Origin of the sequence: Pseudoalteromonas sp. A22, from assembly GCF_018141345.1 — a bacterium.
Taxonomy (GTDB): Bacteria; Pseudomonadota; Gammaproteobacteria; order Enterobacterales; family Alteromonadaceae; genus Pseudoalteromonas; species Pseudoalteromonas maricaloris.
This window is the reverse complement of record NZ_CP047238.1, coordinates 584,902-605,483: the sequence shown is the minus strand read 5'-3', so window position 1 is coordinate 605,483 and position 20,582 is coordinate 584,902. Positions and strand designations below refer to the sequence as shown.

The following is a 20,582-nucleotide window of genomic DNA, read 5'->3' as shown; positions in this document are numbered from 1 at the left end:
ATCCTAGTTCGATAATTCTGTACAAATTTGGGCAACTTTCGCTGTTGCCTCCGACTTACCGCATTGTCTCGCTTTTGCTGCCATGGTCGCAATTTTTTGCGGCTCAATAACAAGTGGCTGCAGTGTAGTTGCTAGCGTTTCTGGCGTCAGTGCAGTTTGCTGCAATATAAAAGCTGCCCCAGCCGACACTAAAAATTGCGCGTTAGCCGTCTGGTGATCGTCAACGGCATGTGGGAAAGGCACAAAAATCGCCGTTTTCCCAGCTGCGGCTATCTCACTCACGGTAAGCGCGCCAGCACGGCAAATAACCAAGTCAGCCCAAGCGTATGCGGCATCCATATCATGAATGAACTCGCTGACCTCAGCATTAATGCCTGCACTTTCATATCGTTGTTGTGTATCGTCTTGGTTATGTTTACCGCTTTGATGGCGAATATTTAATCCGATACTGGCCACCTGTAGCTTTAGTAACTTGAGTCCTTCTGGCACGGTTTCATTCAGTGCTTTTGCTCCCAATGAACCACCGACAATTAATAGATTTAACGGCACTGAAACGGGTTTATCGCTAATCTCAGCAACACTTGCACGTACCGGATTCCCCACAACCTGAGCGAGCTTTTCACTGAATGCGCCGGGAAAACCAGCCAATACGCGACTTGCAATTTTCGCCAGCAACTTATTGCTCATACCCGCAACCGCATTTTGCTCATGGATCACCAAAGGAATCCCAAGCAGTTTCGCAGCAACACCTACAGGGCCAGTTACATAACCGCCCATGGCTAACACCACATCAGGTTTACGCTGTTGTAAAATACGCTTTGCTGCAAGTACCGCTTTTAAAACCATAAATGGTGCGGTTAGTAATCGTTTGACCCCGTTACCACGGACGCCTTTCATGGCAATAAAATCAATTTCAAAACCGTAACGCGGCACCACATCGGCTTCCATTCTATCCGCAGTGCCAACCCAGCTCACTTGCCAAGCCTGCGCCTGTAAAAATTGTGCCACTGCAATACCTGGAAAAATATGTCCACCTGTACCGCCCGCGACCACTAGAAGACGTTTTGTCATCGTCTACCTCCACGGGATGTTGCCTGCCTTGTCGACATTTTTGTCTCAAAATCTATACGTTGTAGAATGCCTGCCGCAATTGTCATCACCCAAAGACTCGACCCACCATAAGAAACAAACGGCAGCGTTAAGCCTTTAGTGGGTAAAATGCCGGCGCTCGCGCCAATATTAACGACTGCCTGAAAGGCAAACCAAATACCAATGCCCAGGGCAAAATACCCTTCGTATTCTTTGCCTGCTTTAAGGGCCTTTTGCCCGATAAAGAGCGCTCGAGTAACCAATACGCCGAGTACAATAATAATGCTAAATACCCCAATAAAGCCCAGTTCTTCCGCTATTACAGCAAAAATAAAGTCATTATGTGCTTCCGGCAAATACTGTAGCTTTTGTATGCTATTACCCAGACCTTGACCAAACCAGCCACCTTGGCCGTATGCCATTAGGGATTGTACCAATTGATAACCGGCACCAAATGGATCTTCCCAAGGATTTAAAAAGCCCACGACACGCTTCATACGATATGGCTCAATGATAATAAGCAGTACCACCAAAGAGACACCGGTAAGCATTAAGGTAAAAAACTGCCAAAGCCTTGCACCGGCTAAAAACAACAGGCCAACGGTCGTCACAAACATGACCACCACAGTACCTAAATCTGGTTGCATCAAAATTAAGAACGCATACACCGCAAACACAATCATTGGCTTGGCGAAGCCTTTGATGTTTTCTTGTACTTCATCGCGTTTACGTACCAAGTAGCCGGCAATATAACTGAAGAAAAATAGCTTAGATGCCTCCGCCACCTGCAAACCAAAAGGACCTAGCGGGATCCAGCGTCTTGCACCATTTACTTCGCGACCAATAATGAGTACCGCCACTAACAGTACCAAACCAAAAAGCAGCAAATATGGATTACTGCGCTTCCACCAAGTCATTGGCACACTCGTCGCAAACCAAAAGAGAATAAACGAGCCCACTAAAAAGATAACGTGGCGAATAGTAAAGTGAAAAGGATTATCAAATAGTCGCTCGGCAACCGGCATAGAAGCACTTGTTACCATCACAAATCCCACTCCAATAAGCATGAGCATGCAGTACATCAAAGGTACGTCAAATAAGCTTTCGGACTGGCGAGGCGTTAGCGCCTCTTTGATATCAGCGACGTTAATCAAGCATGTTCCCCCACTAAACGGACGAACTCATCCCCACGCGCCATATAGTTTGGATACATATCTATGCTGGCACAGGCTGGTGCTAATAGCACAATATCACCATTGGTCGCTATCGTTTTTGCCGCCAACACGGCTTCTTCCAAATTGTTAACCTGATGGCTATTGCGCAGCAGTGGCATAAACTGTGCGCCGTCTTGTCCGAAACAAAATAGCGCTTTGCAATGCGTAGTGAGTGGCGTCTTGAGTGGTGAAAGGTCTGCCCCCTTCGCATCACCACCCACGATCAAAATAATATTTTTTCGGCCTGAAGCCAAAGAATCAATAGCGGCGACCGTCGAGCCAACATTCGTTGCCTTTGAATCGTTGAAGTAACGAACCCCTGCAACATCAGCAACCAACTGACAACGATGAGGTAACCCTGTGAAACTCGCAAACGCGCTGGCAAATGCCTGCATAGGCAATTGCATCGGCGCTAATAACGCCAATACAGCCAAGGCGTTAAATTGATTATGTCGCCCCACCATCGCCAACGTTTTTACCGCTAGCAGTGGTGTTTGTTTGTGTGCGAAATGCGGCTCACCGTCAAAGGGCATTAAGTGATAATCCCCCTCAGTGAGGGATACACTGCTGCCTTGCCCATGCTGCGCAAAGGTATAATGATCTTCAGCATTAAAGACAATATGCTCAACATGCTGGTAAATACGCTGCTTCGCTTCAATATAAGCTTGAAAATCAGGATAGCGATCCATGTGATCTTCAGTAATATTGAGGATCATTGCCGACAAACAAGCCAAGCTATGCGTGGTTTCAAGCTGAAAACTAGACAGCTCAAGTACATAAACATCATACGGCTGCTCTAACAACGACAACACAGACGTGCCAATATTGCCGCCGAGTCCGACTTTTAAGCCAGCGGCTTTCAATACTTCTGTCGCAAGCGTAACGACGGTGGACTTACCGTTAGAGCCCGTGACGGCAATCACTGGACGGGTATTGAGACGTGCAAATAGCTCGATATCGCCGATGACTTCAACGCCTTCGGCAATGGCTGCGGCAACGCTCTGTTCAAATAGCGGGATCCCCGGGCTGATGATAATCAGATCCGTTTGCGCCAAAGCGGCATCAGCAAGATTGCCAAATACCGCTTCACATTCAGGTGCGTTGTGACTTAGCCAATCCGAGCCCGGAGGCACTGGACGACTATCAACCACTTTTGGATTAATACCGTGCGACAGCAGAAAACGCACAATCCCCTGTCCTGTGACTCCAAGCCCCAGTACCGTGACATGCTTTTTCTGTAATTGCTCAATATACATCATTATCTAATCTTCAACGTCGCAAGACCGGCCAAAACCAAGATAATCGAGATAATCCAAAAACGGACTATCACGCGCGGCTCAGGCCATCCTTTTAATTCGTAATGATGGTGAATGGGGGCCATTCTAAAGATCCGCTGACCTCTGAGTTTGTATGACCCTACCTGTAAAATCACGGATAATGCCTCCATCACAAATACACCGCCCATAATGATCAGCACTAGCTCTTGGCGTACTAAAATAGCGATGATCCCGAGTGCACCACCCAACGCCAATGAACCCACATCGCCCATAAAAACTTGTGCCGGATAAGTGTTAAACCATAAGAAACCAAGGCCTGCGCCGACAATCGCCGTACATACCACAACCAATTCACTTGTGAGTGGCAAATGAGGAATATGAAGGTAGCTTGAGAAATTAGCGTTACCAGTCACGTATGCAATAATCGCGAGTGCTGAGGCAACCAAAATGGTCGGAACAATGGCAAGACCATCCAAACCATCAGTCAGGTTAACTGCGTTTGACGTACCCACAATCACAAAGTAGCTCATGACTAAATAGAACAAACCAAGTTGTGGTAATACATCTTTCAAAAATGGCACGACTAGCGTGGTTTCCGCAGCGCTGGTGGACGTAAAGTACAAAAATGCCGCCGTAGATATCGCAATAACCGACTGCCAGAAGTATTTCCAACGTGCAATTAGGCCTTTACTGTCTTTTCTGATCACCTTACGGTAATCGTCCACGAACCCAACAATACCTAAGCTGCCAATGACAAATAACGTCACCCATACATATTTGTTGCTAAGGTCGCCCCACAGGAGCGTACTGGTAAAGATCGCAGCAAGAATTAACAGCCCACCCATAGTTGGGGTACCCGACTTGGACAAGTGCGATTCAGGGCCATCATCACGTACGGTCTGACCAATTTGCATACGTTGTAATGCAGCAATAAGTTTAGGGCCAAAATACAACGAAATCATTAAGGCCGTTAAAATGCCTAAAATCGCCCTCAGCGTAAGGTAAGAAAATACGTTAAACCCAGAATAATATTGGGTAAGATACTCGGCTAGCCAAACTAACATGATACTTCTCCTGTCTCGCTATCCGACTGGCCAGCGTTTACTAATTCTTCAACGAGCAGTTCCATCCGCGCACTACGTGATCCTTTAACGATAACGGTGCATTGTCCTGATTGCTCAGCCAATACAACCCGTAACGCCTTCATTAAATTCTCGCGAGTCGAGAAATGACGATTTGGCTTTTCAAATACATTGCTTGCGCTACTACTCAGCACCCCCAATGAAAACAATTCATCAATGCCTTGCTGCTTAGCATACTCGCCGACTTCACGGTGATATTCGCGGGCATCTTCACCCAGTTCTGCCATATCGCCCAACGCCAATACTTTATAGCCAGACATAGACGCCAGTAAATCAATCGCCGCGTTGACAGATTTCACGTTTGCATTGTAGGTGTCATCGACGACACGCAGCGTGTCCGAGACTTGGATCATGTTGACACGGCCCTTTACTTCAGCCATTTGTTCAAGACCCGTTGCCACCTCACTTAAGCTTGCGCCCAGTTCAGTTGCCAATGCTGCCGCAATCAACGCATTGCCAACGTTGTGCTGGCCACTAAGCGGTAAACTAATGGTGGTACGCTGTTCACCTTGGCATAGCGTGAAGGTCGGGCGAGCTAGCTCATCCAGCTCAATTGCTTCCACCCAAATATCAAGCTGAGCATTTAGGCTATAACGTTTCACTTTAGAAACAGCTAAGCTTTCCTGCCACATCTGAGCATAATCGCTATCAGCATTGATGACTGCGACACCGTCAGCTTTTAGGCCTGAGAAAATCTCACCTTTCGCTTTTCCTACCCCATCAATTGAACCAAACCCTTCGATGTGGGCTGGTGCGACGTTACATACTGTCGCCACGTCTGGACTTACCAATGCAGTGGTATAAGCAATTTCACCCAAGTGGTTAGCGCCGAGTTCTATCACCGCATATTCATCATCTTCACTTAAGCGCAATAGCGTCAACGGTACCCCGATGTCGTTATTAAAATTACCTTTCGTCGCAAGGACTTTACCTTTTTGCGCCAAAATCGCCGCACACATTTCTTTCACTGTGGTTTTACCGACACTGCCGGTAATTGCAATGGTTTTAGGGGCAACGGTTTCAATTACTGCTCGGCCAATTTGGCCTAAAGCAATGCGCGTATCTGCAACAACAAACTGTGGTAAATCGATATCTTCATCGTGCTCAGAAACAATAGCTGCAATAGCACCCTGCGCTTTGGCCACATCCAAGAAGCGGTGGCCGTCAAAGTTAGGCCCTTTAAGTGCTAAAAATACCTCTCCAGACTGTATTGTTCTGGTATCAGTATTAATATTGGCGACTGCCAAATTCTCCCCGTCGTAAGGGGTTTTTAAGACTGCTGCAAGCCAAGAAAAATCCATCTTGATCATGCCTTTTCCCCTCGTAAAATCGCTGCAACGCATTGCCTATCACAAAAATCAATGCGCTCAGTACCTATAATTTGATAATCCTCGTGCCCTTTCCCCGCTATCAGCACCACACTATTTTCATCAGCTAGGTCTATCGCGTGTTGAATGGCTAGCCCTCTATCAGGCTGGCAGACAGCATACTCAGGGTGGATGAGTCCTGCCTTAACGTCATCAATGATTAAATTGGGATCTTCACTTCGTGGATTATCGCTGGTGATCACCAGTTTATCTGCATATTTCTCTGCCGCTCGCGCCATTTCAGGACGCTTACCTTTATCTCTATCACCACCGCAACCAAACACACAGATAAGATTACCCGGTACATGTGCTCGCAAGGCTTGTAGTGCAAGTGCCAAAGCGTCTGGGGTATGGGCATAATCAACAATACATGTAGGTTTTTCAGGGGCACTAAATGGCTGCATGCGGCCTGCAACTGGCGAGAGCTGGCTGCAAGCTTCGCTTAATGCTTCAAGACTTGCGCCTTGTAATAGTAAAGTCGCAATCGCAGCAGCTAAATTATAAAGATTAAACTCACCATACAGTGGCACACTGACTTCACATTCACCCCAGCTGGTTTTTAACGTCGCCGTTAAACCATTTGGGTGTGCCGACACGGCATCAAAGAATACATATTGTTGGTAGCTATTTTTTTCAGTCCAGCGACCGTAAACAACCACAGTGTCGTCGCCGAACTCAGCGGCCCAACTTGCACCTACTTCGTCGTCAATATTGATGACTTTGTGATTTGGCGCACAGCGAGTAAATAGCAGTTTTTTGGCTTCTGCATAGCTTTGCATATCACCGTGATAATCTAGGTGATCGCGCGTCAAGTTGGTGAAAACAGCCACATCAAAGTCGCATTCGTCAACTCGACCTTGCACCAAGCCATGGGAAGATACCTCCATCGCGACTTGATCATATTGTTGCTGTAAAAACGCCAAAATACGTTGTAAATCTACGTTTGACGGCGTGGTGTTTGCCAACGGAATAAGACAGTCTGGTTGACCATAACCAAGCGTACCTATCACAGCCCCTTCACTACCGGTTAGGCTAGCTAAATTGGCAATCATTGCTGTCGTGGTAGATTTACCATTGGTGCCAGTAACGCCTGTGAGTTTGAGCTTTTTACTCGGGTATGCATAAAACTGCGCTGCAATTGCTGCCAACTTATCGGCAAGATTATCGATAAAAATCGCTTGCTCTGGTGCAACATTAACCTCGCTTCCCGTTTCTGCAAGCACACATTTAGCGCCTTGCGCAACGGCACTGGCGGCATATTTAGCACCGTCTTGGTCATGACCTTGCAATGCAACAAAACAATCACCCGGCTCAATCGCTCGACTGTCTATACGTAGATGTTCAACCTCAACTGAGGCAATATTGACACCAAAATCACTGAGTACCTGAGCCAGATCACGCATCGTTATCTGCTCCCGAAATATAAGCTACGCGCTCTTTATCAGGCGCTACGTTTAAAATTCTCAGTGCATTAGACATAATTTCAGCAAATGCAGGCCCTGCGGTTTGACCGCCATAGTAAACATCTCCCGCTGGTTCATTGACCATCACCACAACCGCAAGCCTTGGGTCACTTACCGGTGCAACGCCCGCAAAGTAACCAACGTACTCATCACCATAGCCACCCGCAACCGCTTTTTCTGAAGTACCTGTTTTACCAGCAGCACGGTATCCATCAACCTTTACGTTATGGGCTGTGCCGCCACGTTCAAATACTGACTCCATCATCTCTACCACGGCATGTGTATCTTGCTCGCTAAAAATACGCTTACCTTCAGGAATTTCATCTTGCTTCACAATAGTGAGTGGTCGCAAGATACCGCCGGCTCCAAACATGGCGTAAAGTCTCGCCATTTGTGCAGTGCTTACAGATACTGCGTAACCATAAGAGAGTGTTGCAATTTCAAAGTTAGACCAACGGCGGTTTGGATAAAATAAGCCAGCGCTTTCACCAATCATGTTTGAGCCCGTTGGCTCACCAAAACCCACTTCTTGGTATAAATTGATAAAATACTCTTTTGGCAGCATTTGTGAGATCTTCGCAACCCCCATGTTACTGGAGATTTTAAGAATTTCTCTTAAGCTCAGCTCACCATTATTACGAGTGTCTTTCACTAAGCCGCCGCTTAAGTTCATCCAACCCGGATAAGTATCTATCGTGTCTGTTGCCTTAACTGCACCATAATTTAAACCAGCCAATACCGCTAAAGGCTTTAATGTCGAACCGGGTTCAAACAAGTCAGTCATGGCACGATTACGTCGTTTATAAGGCGCTGCGGTACTTAGGTCGTTAGGATTAAAGCTTGGGCTATTCACCAAAGCTAAAATTTCGCCAGTGTGTACATCAACAACTATCGCCGAACCAGAGGTAGCTTTATAGCTCAGTACCGCCGACTTTAACGCGCGATAGGCAATAGCCTGGATCCGTAAATCGATACTCAAGTAAACGTCTTCAGGCTCAACACGCTGTTCTTCTGAAAGTACTTGTACTTCACGACCCTGCGCATCTTTACGAATGGTGCGTTTACCAGCCGTACCGGTTAATGCAGAGTCGAACATACGCTCGACGCCTTCGATACCTTTGCCATCAATATCGGTTACACCAATCATGTGCGCCGTTACTTCGCCGCTTGGGTAAAACCGTTTGGACTCGTCAAGCAAGTGCACGCCCGGCAGGCGCATTTGACGAATATAGTTGGCAACAACCGCCGTCACTTGACGCTTCAAATAGACAAAACGACGGCTTGGGTCTCCCCTAAGCCGTTCATCGACATTTTCTGGTTTAAGTCTGAGCACATCTGCAAGCTCTTTCCACCTGAGCTCATCATCGTACCAAGCTTGTTTCCGTATTTTCAGCTCAGCATCGTTTTGCTCTAACGCTTTATAATCTTCACCTTCTTTACGGGCTTTACGTAACACTTTTTTGGCAAGTGCCTTATCAATGGCAAGAGGATCTGCATAAACACTCACAACCGGCACACTCACAGCCAGCTCTTTGCCATTGCGGTCGAAGATCATGCCTCGTTGAACATTGAGTTTCTCAACCCGTACGGTGCGCTTATCGTTTTCTTCAATGGCCTTATCAGGCTCAATTACTTGCAAAAATGCAGCGCGTGCAACAAGCGTCATAAAAACGGTGAGCATTACGCCGCAAACTAGAGCAAAGCGCCAGGTGATAATAGATTGAGTTTTTTGCTTTTGTTTATTCATGGCAGCACAATCACCTGTTCATCTTTACTGGTTGGGCGTTTCATCTCTAACTGCATCTTCGCTATCTCTTCAATCCTTGCATGCTGGGAGTAAAACTCTTCTTCTACAACGAGGTAGCGCCACTGTAGGTCTAACTCATCGCGCTGTTGCAATAGCTCATCCTGCTGTATCAATTGCTGGCGAGTTAAATGGGTAATTTGCACTACAGCGAGTGCAGAAATCAAAATCGTAAGTAGCAAGAATGCCGTCAACTTGTTTGCAATGATGTAATAGCCTATTTCTACAAATAGATTCGGTTGACGTTGCTTACTTGCATTCATTAGAGCTTCTCCGCCACTCTTAATACTGAGCTTCGCGAGCGTGGATTTTGTGCAATCTCTGCATCGCTAGGCTTAATGGCTTTACCCACTGCCTTTAAGGTGAGATTTTGTTTAAGTTGTTCATCCGTTAAAGGCAGACCTCTGGGTATCGCCTCTCCCTTACTCTGCTTCTTGATAAACTGCTTTACAATGCGATCTTCTAGAGAATGAAACGAGATCACCACTAACCGACCACCTGGTTTTAACACCTCAAGTGACGCTTGCAATGCTGTCTGAATTTCTTCTAACTCACTGTTAATGTAAATACGAATAGCCTGGAAAGTACGAGTTGCGGGATGCTTGTGTTTGTCTTTGACAGGCACTGCTTCATCAATTAATTGCGCTAATTGCGCGGTGGTTGTAATCGCGGTGTGCTCACGCACTTCAATGACTTTACGAGCAATACGAGTGGCAAACTTTTCTTCGCCATACTTTTTGATCACGAATACCATTTCTTCAAGCTCTGCTTCAGCTAGCCACTGTGCAGCGCTGCGACCTGAATCAGGATCCATACGCATATCTAGTGGCCCGTCTTTCATAAAGCTAAAGCCACGGTCTGCATCATCAAGCTGAGGTGAAGACACACCAATGTCCAACAAAATGCCATCAACCTGACCTAAGATACCGGCTTGTTCCGCGACAGATTTAATTTGCGAGAAGCGGCTTCGCGCTATAGAGAAACGTGTATCATCAGCAAACTTTTCAGCCGCCTTAATCGCTTGAGGGTCTTGATCTATGGCTTGTAAACGCCCAGTCGACAATCTTTTGAGGATTTCACCTGAGTGCCCACCACGACCAAACGTCCCGTCGATATATATACCTTCAGGGTTAATTGCTAGGGCATCTAGGGTTTCGGTCATTAATACCGAAATATGCTTAAACTCTTCGCTCATTAATTTGTTTACCCCTACAAGGAAAAGTTTTCCAATTCAGGGCTTTCCTCAAAGTTTCCTGAGTGTTCAATTTCGGTATCTGCCTGCATTTGCTGATACCAGCGTTCTTCGTCCCAAATTTCAAATTTATTGAGTAACCCAACTAGCATGATCTTTTTGCCTAATTGCGCATGGGACCGCAATGAAGGCGCCAATAAAATTCGGCCATTTTTGTCTAGTTGGTATTCTGTAGCATGACCTAGCAACATCCGCTGCCAGCGTCTCACTCTGGGATTGGTATTAGAGATGCGACTTAGTTTGGTCTCAATTTCTAGCCATTCGGAGAGTGGGTAGAGCCACAAGCACGGTTCGTTGATCGCAATAGTACAAATAACAGTTCCCTGATCTTCGGACAGCAGCGGTTGACGGTACTTAGTCGGTACCGCAAAACGCCCTTTGTCATCCAAAGCTAGCGAACTTGCACCTCGAAACATGCGTGATCCTATTTCTAAGTTGGTTGATCCAGTTTGATCCACTAAAACCCACTTTTTACCACAGAAGAACAGTCTAGGGCTTGACAAGCACTTTTGTCAAGCTCAGTCGGTACCTTTAACGCCTTTGAAAGCCAGAAAAATCGCGGGATTTGTGGAAGATCATGAATTTTGTGGAAAAAAGTGGAGAGATGAAAAAATGCCATATTTTTTGGCCGGATAATCACGTCATACTTTCAAATTAGAAATTAAAAATTCCATTTGTTAACCCTTGCTTAAGGATGCTTTTGCAGCTGAATTATTTATGCAAATTAGCTTGGTTGTCCCTACTCGATTCGGTATCATTCGCGCTCTCTGATCAGCTCCATAGGTGGGATTATTCTGAAATCTTCAATACAGTTTCGATTTTATCGCTTACTCGTTCTACTGTGCTTGCCATGTCTGATCATTATTTTATTTCTATTATGTGAGCAACGTCAGCAGGCATTAACACAACAGTCACAACAGGCGCTGCATTACGCCAAACAAGTTGCGGCGATCCAGCAGGTAGAACTCGCAGATACAGAACAAGTGTTACAGCAACTGTCGACCCGTATTGATCACCTTACGGTAGAGCACGGTAAATGCCCGCCGCTGCTTTATCACGCGATGCTGCTCAGCCCCAATCTAGCTAACCTTGGCATAGTTGACGCACAAGGGAACGTACTTTGTACTACGCATCAAGCAGATCAACGCGAGATCAATATCGCCGATCGTGGTTACTTTAAAACCGCAATGCGCACTGCCCAGTTTAGTATTGGTGAGTATCAAATTGACCGCAGCATGCAACGTGCAACAGTCAACTTCGCGCTACCAATTTACGATGATCAGCAACAATTTTTATTTATGCTTGTTGCGGTGAAAGGCTTAACGCATTGGAGCCAGACCCTTGCAAAACTGCCTCTTCCTGTTGGTACTCGGGTAATGATTGCCGACGCTAAAGCGCAAATCATTGCGCAATATCCAGCAGCAAATACAGAGCTTGGTCGTGCTGTTAGCAGTTCTTGGCCAAGCAATTTAAGCACGCAGGCGACGCTACTAAACACCCCAGAAGGCAATCGCTTGGTGTATGTAAAGCAATCACTCAATAACAGCAACCGAGCGTTACAAATCTACTTTAGTTTCGATTTTGAGTCCCAGTTGAGCAGCATAGACAAGCGTTTTGCGCTCCTTTTAGGGATCTTCTTTGTGCTTGTATGCATTTTGTTTTGGCAAACCCATTGGCAATTAAAACAACAGCTTTTAAAACCGCTTAGTGCACTCAAGCATGCTATTGCAAAGCTTGAATCTGGCAAGCAAGATCCCCGTTTTGATGCAACCAAAGTACCCAGTGAATTTGAGCATATCGCCGAGCGTTTTGCTCATATGGCACAAACACGCCTAGCCGCTGAAGACAACGCAAATCATAGACTTGCAGTTGTAAAAGCCTTGATTAATGCACTCCCCGATAGCTATGTGCGCTTAGATCAACAGGCTCAGATCTTATCTCGCTATGGTGATTATACCGATAAGGCACAAACGCTGAGAGAGTTGCTACCAGAACATATTTATAAGCGGATCCGAGCAGAACTTGCACTGCTAAACGATAAAACCTATGTGCAACTCGAGTTTTCTCCAACCAGCAATCAAGTAGTTGAATGTCGCCTGTGCGCCATTGAATCCCATCCTCAGGCGTTGCTGATTTTCCGTGATATTAGTCAACGTAAGCATCAAGAAGAGGCACTAAACCTTGCAGCATTGGTGTACAACAATAGTAGCGAGTGCATGATCATCACGGATGCTAATGGCTTTATCTTGGACGTCAACCTCGCCTTTACGCGTGTAACTGGTTACTCACGCTCAGAGGTGCTGGGTAAGTCCACTGCCATGTTGGGATCGGGTCAACACGACCATAGCTTTTACGAATTAATGTGGCAGCAGCTTAACGAACACGGCCGTTGGCAAGGTGAGATTGTCAACCGTAAGAAAAATGGCGAGCTTTACACCGAATGGCTAACTATTGATAGCGTTTATGATAGCAACCGTGAGATCTATCGCCGTGTCGCGATCTTCACCGATATTACCGAAGTTAAGCGTAAAGATGCGCTGATCTGGAAACAAGCACATTTTGATGAATTAACCGATCTTCATAACCGCGTGGGACTTAAAAAGCACTTAAAAAAGCAGGTTGCCAGCGGACAACAGCAAACCGCCGTATTGTTACTCGATCTCGACAATTTCAAAGATATTAACGACACTTTAGGCCATTATTACGGTGACTTACTCTTAAAGTTAGTCGCGCAACGTTTGAAGAGTATGGCTCCGCACGCGTTTTTATCTCGCATTGGAGGTGATGAGTTTGTCTTTGTGTTGGAAGATGACGAACACAAAACAACATGCAAAGCATTGGCCTCCCAGATCCAATCAGCACTTAAACAACCGTTTGAGATCAAAGATGAGCAGTGCCATATCACGGCAAGTATGGGGATTGCCACCGCACCAACAGATGGTAATGGCGCAGAAGCCCTATTAAAGGCCGCCGATCAAGCAATGTATCGAGCAAAGCAACAAGGTCGTAATGGCTACGTGATTTTTGATGACACCTTACGCAAAGTCGCGGAATCTAGAATGCAAATGCTCAAAGGTATTCGTACTGCACTGCATAACAATCAATTTGAAATGCACTACCAGCCTATCGTATCACTTGACGATAATCGCGTCGCCAAAGCCGAGGCCTTGATCCGCTGGCGACACCCTGAGCAAGGCATGGTGAGTCCAGCTGAGTTTATTCCGTTAGCCGAAGAAACCCAGCTCATTCATCATATTGGAGATTTAGCCTTTGCGCAGTCTGTTGACACGTTGACGCAACTACAGCACTTAGGCCATACAACACAAATTAGCATCAATGTTTCACCGGTCCAATTTGCCGCTAAAAATTGCACCTTGGCAAGCTGGAGTGACAAACTCACGACGCTTGCGATCCCCCCTGAGCACTTGGTTTTAGAGGTCACTGAGGGAATGATGATGCACAATGATAGCCGCACAAAGCAACGTGTTGAACGCTTAAAGCAGCAAGGTTTTCAATTTGCGTTGGATGACTTTGGCACGGGTTACTCGTCACTTGCGTATCTAAAACAATTAGATTGTCACTTTGTGAAAATTGATAAGCGCTTCGTCGATGGCATCGCAACCAATGCAGACGATTTAACCCTGTGTGAAACCATTATTTTGATGGCCCACCGCCTTGGTTTAAAAGTCATCGCTGAAGGCGTTGAGACTGCGACTCAGCATCAGCTATTAAAACAGGCTGGATGTGATTTTGGTCAGGGTTATTACTATTCAAAGCCGCTACCACAACGCGAGTTTCTAACCTTAATGACAGAAAAAAGCCACATTGCTGTGGCTTAACTGAAGTTACTTAAATCTAGGTGCTTGGTTTATTCAGTTAAACCAAGCGCAGTCATCATTTTGTTTGCAACGTCCACATGGTGCTGCATGGTTGAGAACTGCTTAGTTACGCCTGCAGGACCGAAAGTATAAACCGGTACTGGCGCAGCCGTATGCGTACCAGTACCCCACACTACGCTTTGCTCTGAGGCAATCGCGCGAGCGATTTTTCCAGTGTAATCTTCTTTAGCGTATACATAGAAGTCACCGAAGTCCTCAAACGCAGGGATCATCGTTGCACCTTTGTCGTCATAAACACTTTGACCAACCTTCTCTGCATTATCTAGCGTCACCGTGTAAGCCGTCATATCTTCAATGGTCGCTTTCCAAGTTGGGCCCGATACATTTTCATAGGCTTCATCAGGCGCAGCTTCAGCAAGAATATCGAAGAAGGTGCCTGTTTGCGCGTAGAGCTTGTCTAGTTGCGCAAGTGGGCCAAAGTTAAACTTAGGATGATATTCTTTAGCAACACCATTGACATACATACCATCGCCAGATAGCGTTTGTGCTTCAGGACGCTCATGCTTTGAATAACTAAAGCCAAAACTACCCGTTTCATGGTCTGCAGTCACAACGACTAGTGTATCGTTACGGTCTTTTACCCATTCATGAACAGCTTCAACAGCTTCATCAAATTTAAGCAGCTCATTTAACATCCAACCTGCATCGTTTGCGTGACCCGCCCAGTCAATTTGACCACCTTCAATCATCAAGAAAAAGCCATCTTCATCTTTAGACAAGATATCAAGCGCTTTCACCGTCATTTCTTTTAATGAAGGCTGAGTACAGCTGTTGCTTTGTTGACAAGCTTTGTAAGCAATTGCGTCACTCATACCGGAGTTTGCGAATAGACCTAGTACTTTCTCGCCTTCAAAACTGCTTAATTGTGCTTTATCAAAAGCAAGGCCATAACCATGTTGCTCTTTTGCTTCAACAACTAGGTTAGTTTCATCTCCACGTTTTGATTTTTTATATACGCTACTAGGCATGCCAAGCGCGTCAAGTTGTGCTTGTACTTCAGCGTTATCAGGCGTGCTCTTTGGTACAAATACGCGAGCACCACCAGATAACATCACATCAACGCTGCCAGAGCGAACTAATTGCTCAGCGATTTCAGCTTCGTATGAACGATGCGGCATATGGGCAGCAAATGCTGCTGGCGTGGCGTGCGTAATACGCGTATCTGAAACAAGACCCGTCGCTTTACCCGCGGCTTTGGCTTTTTCTAAGATAGTCGCTACTTTATTGCCATCGGCATCAAGGCCTATCATTTCTGAGCCTGCAGCAAGGCCGGTTGCTAATTGAGTTGCCGAACAAGCAGAGTCAGTCACTAGGCTGCCAGTTGCGCCATGTGGTGCGTTCATGGAAAGGCCTAAATGACCACCCGCAGCAAGTTTAGACAGCGCAGTTTGATTGCCTTTGTTTTTATAAGTTGAGTTTGGCGCGCGCTGAGCATACTCTTCAAGTAAGCCAACTTGCTGTGGTCCCATACCGTCACCGATCATAAGGATCACATTTTTTACTTGTGTCACTTCTTGCACTGGTACTTCTTTGATGACTTCGACTTCTTTGATCACCTCAACGGTTTTTGTATCGTCATCACACGCGGTGAGTAGAATTGCAGAGATAGCAACTGTAAGTAACTTTTTATTCATTGTACTGTTCCTGAAACGTAATATTTGTCTGTAAGGCGGGCACAGTCTAGGCGCGTTACATGACTTTTTTATTTCAGCAAAGTGACAAAAAATATTTTATTTCACAATAAGTTACAATATAACAGTACAATTCAGATACGAAATCACACGCTACTCCAGTTGTGATTTAGAGTAATCACTCTCGACCAGAAGCACCGGTAAATAATTTAGAAATAGGTCGACTAGATAATCCAAACACAAAAATGCTGAGCAGCACCGTTGCCATTGCCACTTGAGTAATTTGCAAACCATTTGGCAACTCTTCGCTGAGTAGCATTAAGGTGAGCACCACCGAAGCCAATCCCTTGGGGCCAAACCAAGCTAACGTAAAGCGCTCTTTGGTTGTCAGTTCACCACCTAACAAGCAGAGGAATACCGGGATCAATCTAAACATGGCGGTTGCTAACACTGCGTACACCCAAACCTGCCATTGGGTAACATTTAACAACACTACACTTGCCGACAAACCAAATACTATCCAGATCATAAAAGCCGCAAATTCGGCGAGATGCTCCCCTTCTTCGATAAGCTGATCTTTAAACTCATCACGATAATATTTATCAAACAGCAAACCGCTGACAAATGCAGCTATAAAACCGCTGCCATGCAGAGCTTGGGTTACCGAAAAAACTAAAAAAGCGATGCCAACAAAGAGAAAAGGGCTGGTTTTAGACGCAAAGTAATGATGTTGATAGGCGCGTTTAAGTAACCAAATGATCACCCCAGTCAGTAACCCCGCGACAACGAGTGCAATCCCCACTTCACGTATAAAAATCCAAGCAAATGATTCAGTTGTCGCTTGCATTCGCTCAGCTAATACTCCCAGTAAAAACAGAAATACCGGAATACACAGGCCATCATTCAAGCCACTTTCCACATTAATTGCCTCACGCAATCTCGTGGGCACGGACTTATCCTGAATGAAGGTTTTGCATAAAGTGGCATCGGTTGGAGTGATGATCACCGCAATTAAAAAGCAAGCCAACCACGATAACTGAAATAGCTCATGGGCCACCCACGCGCCAAATACCATGGTTAATGGCAGCCCGAGTAATAATTTAACCGGTAACTGAAAGCTGTGAGATAACACCCGTAATCGCGTTTTTGCAGCATCGGAAAATAAATAAATCGCAAGCGTCAGCTCAATAATCGGCAACCAAGTCTGTAGGCCATTAATATCTACCGCTAAAGCTTGTTGCCCTCCTTCAATATTACCAAGCACAAAGCCTATCGCCCCGCCCGTTAGCACAAACCACATAGGTGCGGTGAGCTCCGCCCTATCTAGTTGTCGAGCTGTGATGCTATAGATAAAAAGAGAAAGTCCAATCGCCGCAATCAAAGCATAAATCACGTTGCCATTCCTTTACTGAAAACCTGCTGCTGATAACGCGAGTATGACAAATCTTATTCAGTTAAGCCAAACATCTAACAACATCCTCCTATCTCATTTAAAGCGAATCAAACAACAAAGAGCAGTAGGCGCTAGTTAATTTTTCACCTTTGTGTCATCGGAATGTAAAAAACCGTCATTACTCTATCTGCAACAAACTGGACTAGACCAGAAAACTTAACCCAAACTTTTGAGAAAAGAGCAATGAAAAAACTAACCCAAATCGCTGCTGCCGTGTTACTCGCCACCAGTCCCAGCTTATATGCTGCGACAGGTAAACTTGTTGGTGTTGTAAAAGACCCACAAAGTAATCTGTCTGGCGCTGTTATCTCAGTAAAAGGCCAAGATGTATCCACTGTATCTGATTATCGTGGTCGCTTTGAACTGCCAAAACTAGATGCCGGTCGCTACACCTTAGTCGTGAAATATATGGGTTATCAGGAAACTGAACTTCAAGTTGAAGTAACTGATGGCAAAGTCACTACCTTGTCTCCAATCTTATTAAACCACCAACAAGCGATGGAAGAAGTAGTCACGGTTGGGCAAATCTTCCGTGGCGCAATGGCCGCAGCAAATAACCAAAAAAATGCCAGTAATATCAAAAGTATCATTTCTGCCGATGGGATTGGTAAGTTACCAGATAGAAATGCCGCTGAAGCGGTGCAACGTATTCCAGGTGTGTCGATAGAGCGTGACCAAGGTGAAGGCCGTTTTGTTGCAGTGCGCGGTTTACCGTCACAATGGAGTTCGGCCAGCATCAACGGTAACCGCCTTCCAACCGCTGAAGAGGAAACCACCAGCCGCGCTACTGCGTTCGACTTTTTTCCAAGCGAATTGATTGAATTTGTGGAAGTGTCTAAGGCTATCACCCCTGACATGGAAGGCGATGCGATTGGCGGTAATGTTAATTTCGTGACCAAAAAAGGCGCTGATGATTTTATCCTCAAAACCAACTTCGCTGTGGGCCAAAATGAACTGGCCGATGGCACAAACTATTCTGCCAATGTGGTGTACGGCGATCGTCTACTCGACGACAAGCTAGGTTTTATCATTAACGCCACAGCTTGGCAACGTGATTGGGCAACCGATAACTATGAGCCGCGCCGAGGTAACGATGGCTTAGGCATTTACCGTTTAGAGCTGCGTGATTATACGGGAACCCGTGAAACTTACGGCTTAAATGGCTCGCTGGAATATCAACTTGAAAACGGCACGCTGAGCGCCAGCGCGCTGTATGGCACACTGATTGATGATGAAACCCACTATAAGCACAGACTGCGTTTTGATAAAGACCGTGCTGAGCTGCAGCATATTCGCAACGAACTCATCACCGAAATGCAAGGCTTTGAAATTGCAGGTGAACATGACTTTGGCTTTGATAAGACGCTTTCTTGGCAAGTAGCCACGTACGAAAATGAGTTTCGCTATGGCGACAAACCCAACAGTGAAGACAATAGCTATTTTGTCGCCCGTTTTGATCAAAAAGAGGTGGGATATGTTGGACTTGAAGACCGCGATACCGGTAAAAATTATGCTTACAACCAAGTAGATGGCGGCAGCGATCCTTGGAACGCCATAAGTAATCACTTCCCTTCGGGCTTTACACTCGATCCAAGCAAAATGGGATTGTCTTGGGTTGAGCTATACAAGGTCTACGTCAACGAAAAAGATAGACTGGTGGCCAATGCCGACTTTGACTGGCAATACAATAACCAGCTAGCCGTTAAGTTTGGGGCGAAATACCGTGACAAAGTCCGTAAAGCTGACTTTGCCGATGAGTTTTACGCTTGGGACAGCGAACAATATGGCGCCGCGCCAACGCTTGCAGGCTTTGCTCTAAGCGATCAACCCGGTCGCAGCGATTACTTAAGCGAAGCCAAGTTTGATTATCGCACGCAGCTATCACAAGTGGCTTCCACCGATGCTCTTGCTCAGTTTTGGACGCAAAATCGCAATAAGTTCAAGCTAGATACGGGTGAATCAGCACTCATCAGCAACGGTGGAGCACTGGGCAGAAACTTTGATGTTGAAGAAACCCACACCTCGCTCTACGGTATGGCAACTTACCAAGCTAGTGACAACTGGGAAGTATTAGGCGGCTTACGCGTTACCCGCACCGATACCGAAGTGTCTGGTTACACTTATTTAGCCGACGAAGACAAAGTTGTTGATACCACCAGCAGCAATGATTATTGGTCAATTTTACCTGCACTACATGTTACCTATCGTGCCAATGACGATACCAATTATCGCCTCGCACTAACTCGCACCTTTGCCCGTCCTGATTTTGGTTCATTAACACCAGGCGCAACTTACCTTGAGCAAGACAACCAGCTTAACTCAGGCAATCCAGCGCTCGACCCTACGTACTCAAATAATCTCGACTTGATGGTGGAACATTATTTTGACCGCGTTGGTTTGGTCTCTGCGGGGGTATTCTACAAAGATATCCAAGACCCTATCTTCCAAGCCACCAGCGTTGGCAATTACAACAACAAGCAAGGCGTGACCATCATCCGTCCTGAAAACGGCGATAGCGCTTGGCTTGCGGGCATTGAACTGGCGTTTAACCGCGACCTTGGTTTTATTTCTGACAGTTTGAGCAACTTTGGGGTAATGACCAATGCGACCTTTATGGATTCTGAAATGCAGATCCCAGAGCGCACAGAAAAAGTAGCCATTCCACGTCAGGCCAATGAGCTTTACAACTTTACGCTGTATTACGACGACACCCGTTTTGCAGCTCGAATAGCGCTTAATCATAAAGGTGCTTATATCGAAGAGCACGGCGGCGATAGCCAATCGGATAGCTACTATGGCGCCAATACCAGCGTCGACTTTACAACGTCATACCAACTTAACGAACAAACGTTAGTTTACCTAGAGCTGAGTAACCTCACCAATGAAGCATTGCAGTACTACCAAGGTGAGCAGGGTCGTCCATTACAGGTGGAATACTATGGTATCCGCGGCATGGTCGGCATTAACTACCAATTTTAATACCAATTCACT

At 45.9% G+C, this 20,582-nt stretch carries 14 protein-coding genes; 2 read left to right on the top strand and 12 right to left on the bottom strand.

Annotated elements, in window-relative coordinates; translation table 11 throughout:
* Positions 1 to 3: 3 nt before the first annotated feature.
* The 10 genes from murG to mraZ are packed head-to-tail and all read right to left on the bottom strand — an operon-like array spanning position 4 to position 11,024.
* Positions 4 to 1,071, bottom strand: a complete 1,068-nt coding sequence (gene murG / locus GSF04_RS07510) for an undecaprenyldiphospho-muramoylpentapeptide beta-N-acetylglucosaminyltransferase (protein WP_039494195.1) — start codon at positions 1,069 to 1,071, stop codon at positions 4 to 6.
* Positions 1,068 to 2,243 carry a cell division protein FtsW gene (gene ftsW, locus GSF04_RS07505; protein WP_010368646.1) on the bottom strand — a complete coding sequence of 392 codons (1,176 nt, stop codon included), beginning with the start codon at positions 2,241 to 2,243 and terminating at the stop codon, positions 1,068 to 1,070. The genes murG and ftsW overlap by 4 nt, the downstream gene beginning before the upstream one ends.
* A complete protein-coding gene (gene murD / locus GSF04_RS07500; RefSeq protein WP_211859165.1) occupies positions 2,240 to 3,562 on the bottom strand; it encodes a UDP-N-acetylmuramoyl-L-alanine--D-glutamate ligase in 1,323 nt (440 codons plus the stop codon). Before murD ends, ftsW begins: the two co-directional genes overlap by 4 nt.
* Positions 3,562 to 4,644, bottom strand: coding sequence for a phospho-N-acetylmuramoyl-pentapeptide-transferase (mraY, locus tag GSF04_RS07495; RefSeq protein WP_010368649.1), 1,083 nt, complete (start codon positions 4,642 to 4,644; stop codon positions 3,562 to 3,564). The genes murD and mraY overlap by 1 nt, the downstream gene beginning before the upstream one ends.
* The gene (gene murF / locus GSF04_RS07490; protein WP_130126932.1) at positions 4,638 to 6,032 is read right to left on the bottom strand and encodes a UDP-N-acetylmuramoyl-tripeptide--D-alanyl-D-alanine ligase; all 1,395 of its coding nucleotides are present in this window, start codon (positions 6,030 to 6,032) and stop codon (positions 4,638 to 4,640) included. The genes mraY and murF overlap by 7 nt, the downstream gene beginning before the upstream one ends.
* The gene (murE, locus tag GSF04_RS07485; protein ID WP_211859164.1) at positions 6,029 to 7,492 is read right to left on the bottom strand and encodes a UDP-N-acetylmuramoyl-L-alanyl-D-glutamate--2,6-diaminopimelate ligase; all 1,464 of its coding nucleotides are present in this window, start codon (positions 7,490 to 7,492) and stop codon (positions 6,029 to 6,031) included. Before murE ends, murF begins: the two co-directional genes overlap by 4 nt.
* Positions 7,485 to 9,299: a peptidoglycan glycosyltransferase FtsI gene (locus GSF04_RS07480; protein ID WP_017217169.1), complete on the bottom strand. Its 1,815-nt coding sequence runs from the start codon at positions 9,297 to 9,299 to the stop codon at positions 7,485 to 7,487. Before GSF04_RS07480 ends, murE begins: the two co-directional genes overlap by 8 nt.
* A complete protein-coding gene (gene ftsL, locus GSF04_RS07475; protein WP_010368658.1) occupies positions 9,296 to 9,619 on the bottom strand; it encodes a cell division protein FtsL in 324 nt (107 codons plus the stop codon). The genes GSF04_RS07480 and ftsL overlap by 4 nt, the downstream gene beginning before the upstream one ends.
* The gene (rsmH, locus tag GSF04_RS07470) at positions 9,619 to 10,551 is read right to left on the bottom strand and encodes a 16S rRNA (cytosine(1402)-N(4))-methyltransferase RsmH (RefSeq protein ID WP_039494187.1); all 933 of its coding nucleotides are present in this window, start codon (positions 10,549 to 10,551) and stop codon (positions 9,619 to 9,621) included. The genes ftsL and rsmH overlap by 1 nt, the downstream gene beginning before the upstream one ends.
* A gap of 14 nt (positions 10,552 to 10,565) precedes the next feature.
* Positions 10,566 to 11,024, bottom strand: a complete 459-nt coding sequence (mraZ, locus tag GSF04_RS07465) for a division/cell wall cluster transcriptional repressor MraZ (protein ID WP_010368661.1) — start codon at positions 11,022 to 11,024, stop codon at positions 10,566 to 10,568.
* A gap of 429 nt (positions 11,025 to 11,453) precedes the next feature.
* Between mraZ and GSF04_RS07460 the strand changes: the two genes are divergently transcribed.
* Complete coding sequence (locus GSF04_RS07460; RefSeq protein ID WP_211859163.1) at positions 11,454 to 14,447, top strand: EAL domain-containing protein; 2,994 nt, start codon at positions 11,454 to 11,456, stop codon at positions 14,445 to 14,447.
* 29 nt (positions 14,448 to 14,476) lie between these two features.
* On the opposite strand, the gene GSF04_RS07455 is transcribed toward GSF04_RS07460, so the two are convergent.
* Together GSF04_RS07455 and GSF04_RS07450 are read right to left on the bottom strand one after the other, a co-directional pair.
* A complete protein-coding gene (locus GSF04_RS07455) occupies positions 14,477 to 16,141 on the bottom strand; it encodes an alkaline phosphatase (protein WP_211859162.1) in 1,665 nt (554 codons plus the stop codon).
* 175 nt (positions 16,142 to 16,316) lie between these two features.
* Positions 16,317 to 17,531, bottom strand: a complete 1,215-nt coding sequence (locus GSF04_RS07450; protein WP_211859161.1) for a cation:proton antiporter — start codon at positions 17,529 to 17,531, stop codon at positions 16,317 to 16,319.
* A 243-nt stretch (positions 17,532 to 17,774) separates the two neighbouring features.
* Here GSF04_RS07450 and GSF04_RS07445 point away from each other — a divergent pair, with 243 nt between their 5' ends.
* On the top strand, positions 17,775 to 20,570 hold the full coding sequence (locus GSF04_RS07445; protein WP_211859160.1) for a TonB-dependent receptor: 2,796 nt from the start codon (positions 17,775 to 17,777) through the stop codon (positions 20,568 to 20,570).
* The last annotated feature ends 12 nt before the right edge of the window (positions 20,571 to 20,582 follow it).

What these genes read in the sequence shown, in the direction of transcription:
- murG (WP_039494195.1), bottom strand. Translation starts at nt 1,071, where the DNA reads ATGACAAAACGTCTTCTAGTGGTCGCGGGCGGTACAGGTGGACATATT.
- murD (WP_211859165.1), bottom strand. Translation starts at nt 3,562, where the DNA reads ATGATGTATATTGAGCAATTACAGAAAAAGCATGTCACGGTACTGGGG.
- mraY (WP_010368649.1), bottom strand. Translation starts at nt 4,644, where the DNA reads ATGTTAGTTTGGCTAGCCGAGTATCTTACCCAATATTATTCTGGGTTT.
- murF (WP_130126932.1), bottom strand. Translation starts at nt 6,032, where the DNA reads ATGATCAAGATGGATTTTTCTTGGCTTGCAGCAGTCTTAAAAACCCCT.
- murE (WP_211859164.1), bottom strand. Translation starts at nt 7,492, where the DNA reads ATGCGTGATCTGGCTCAGGTACTCAGTGATTTTGGTGTCAATATTGCC.
- GSF04_RS07480 (WP_017217169.1), bottom strand. Translation starts at nt 9,299, where the DNA reads ATGAATAAACAAAAGCAAAAAACTCAATCTATTATCACCTGGCGCTTT.
- ftsL (WP_010368658.1), bottom strand. Translation starts at nt 9,619, where the DNA reads ATGAATGCAAGTAAGCAACGTCAACCGAATCTATTTGTAGAAATAGGC.
- rsmH (WP_039494187.1), bottom strand. Translation starts at nt 10,551, where the DNA reads ATGAGCGAAGAGTTTAAGCATATTTCGGTATTAATGACCGAAACCCTA.
- mraZ (WP_010368661.1), bottom strand. Translation starts at nt 11,024, where the DNA reads ATGTTTCGAGGTGCAAGTTCGCTAGCTTTGGATGACAAAGGGCGTTTT.
- GSF04_RS07455 (WP_211859162.1), bottom strand. Translation starts at nt 16,141, where the DNA reads ATGAATAAAAAGTTACTTACAGTTGCTATCTCTGCAATTCTACTCACC.
- GSF04_RS07445 (WP_211859160.1), top strand. Translation starts at nt 17,775, where the DNA reads ATGAAAAAACTAACCCAAATCGCTGCTGCCGTGTTACTCGCCACCAGT.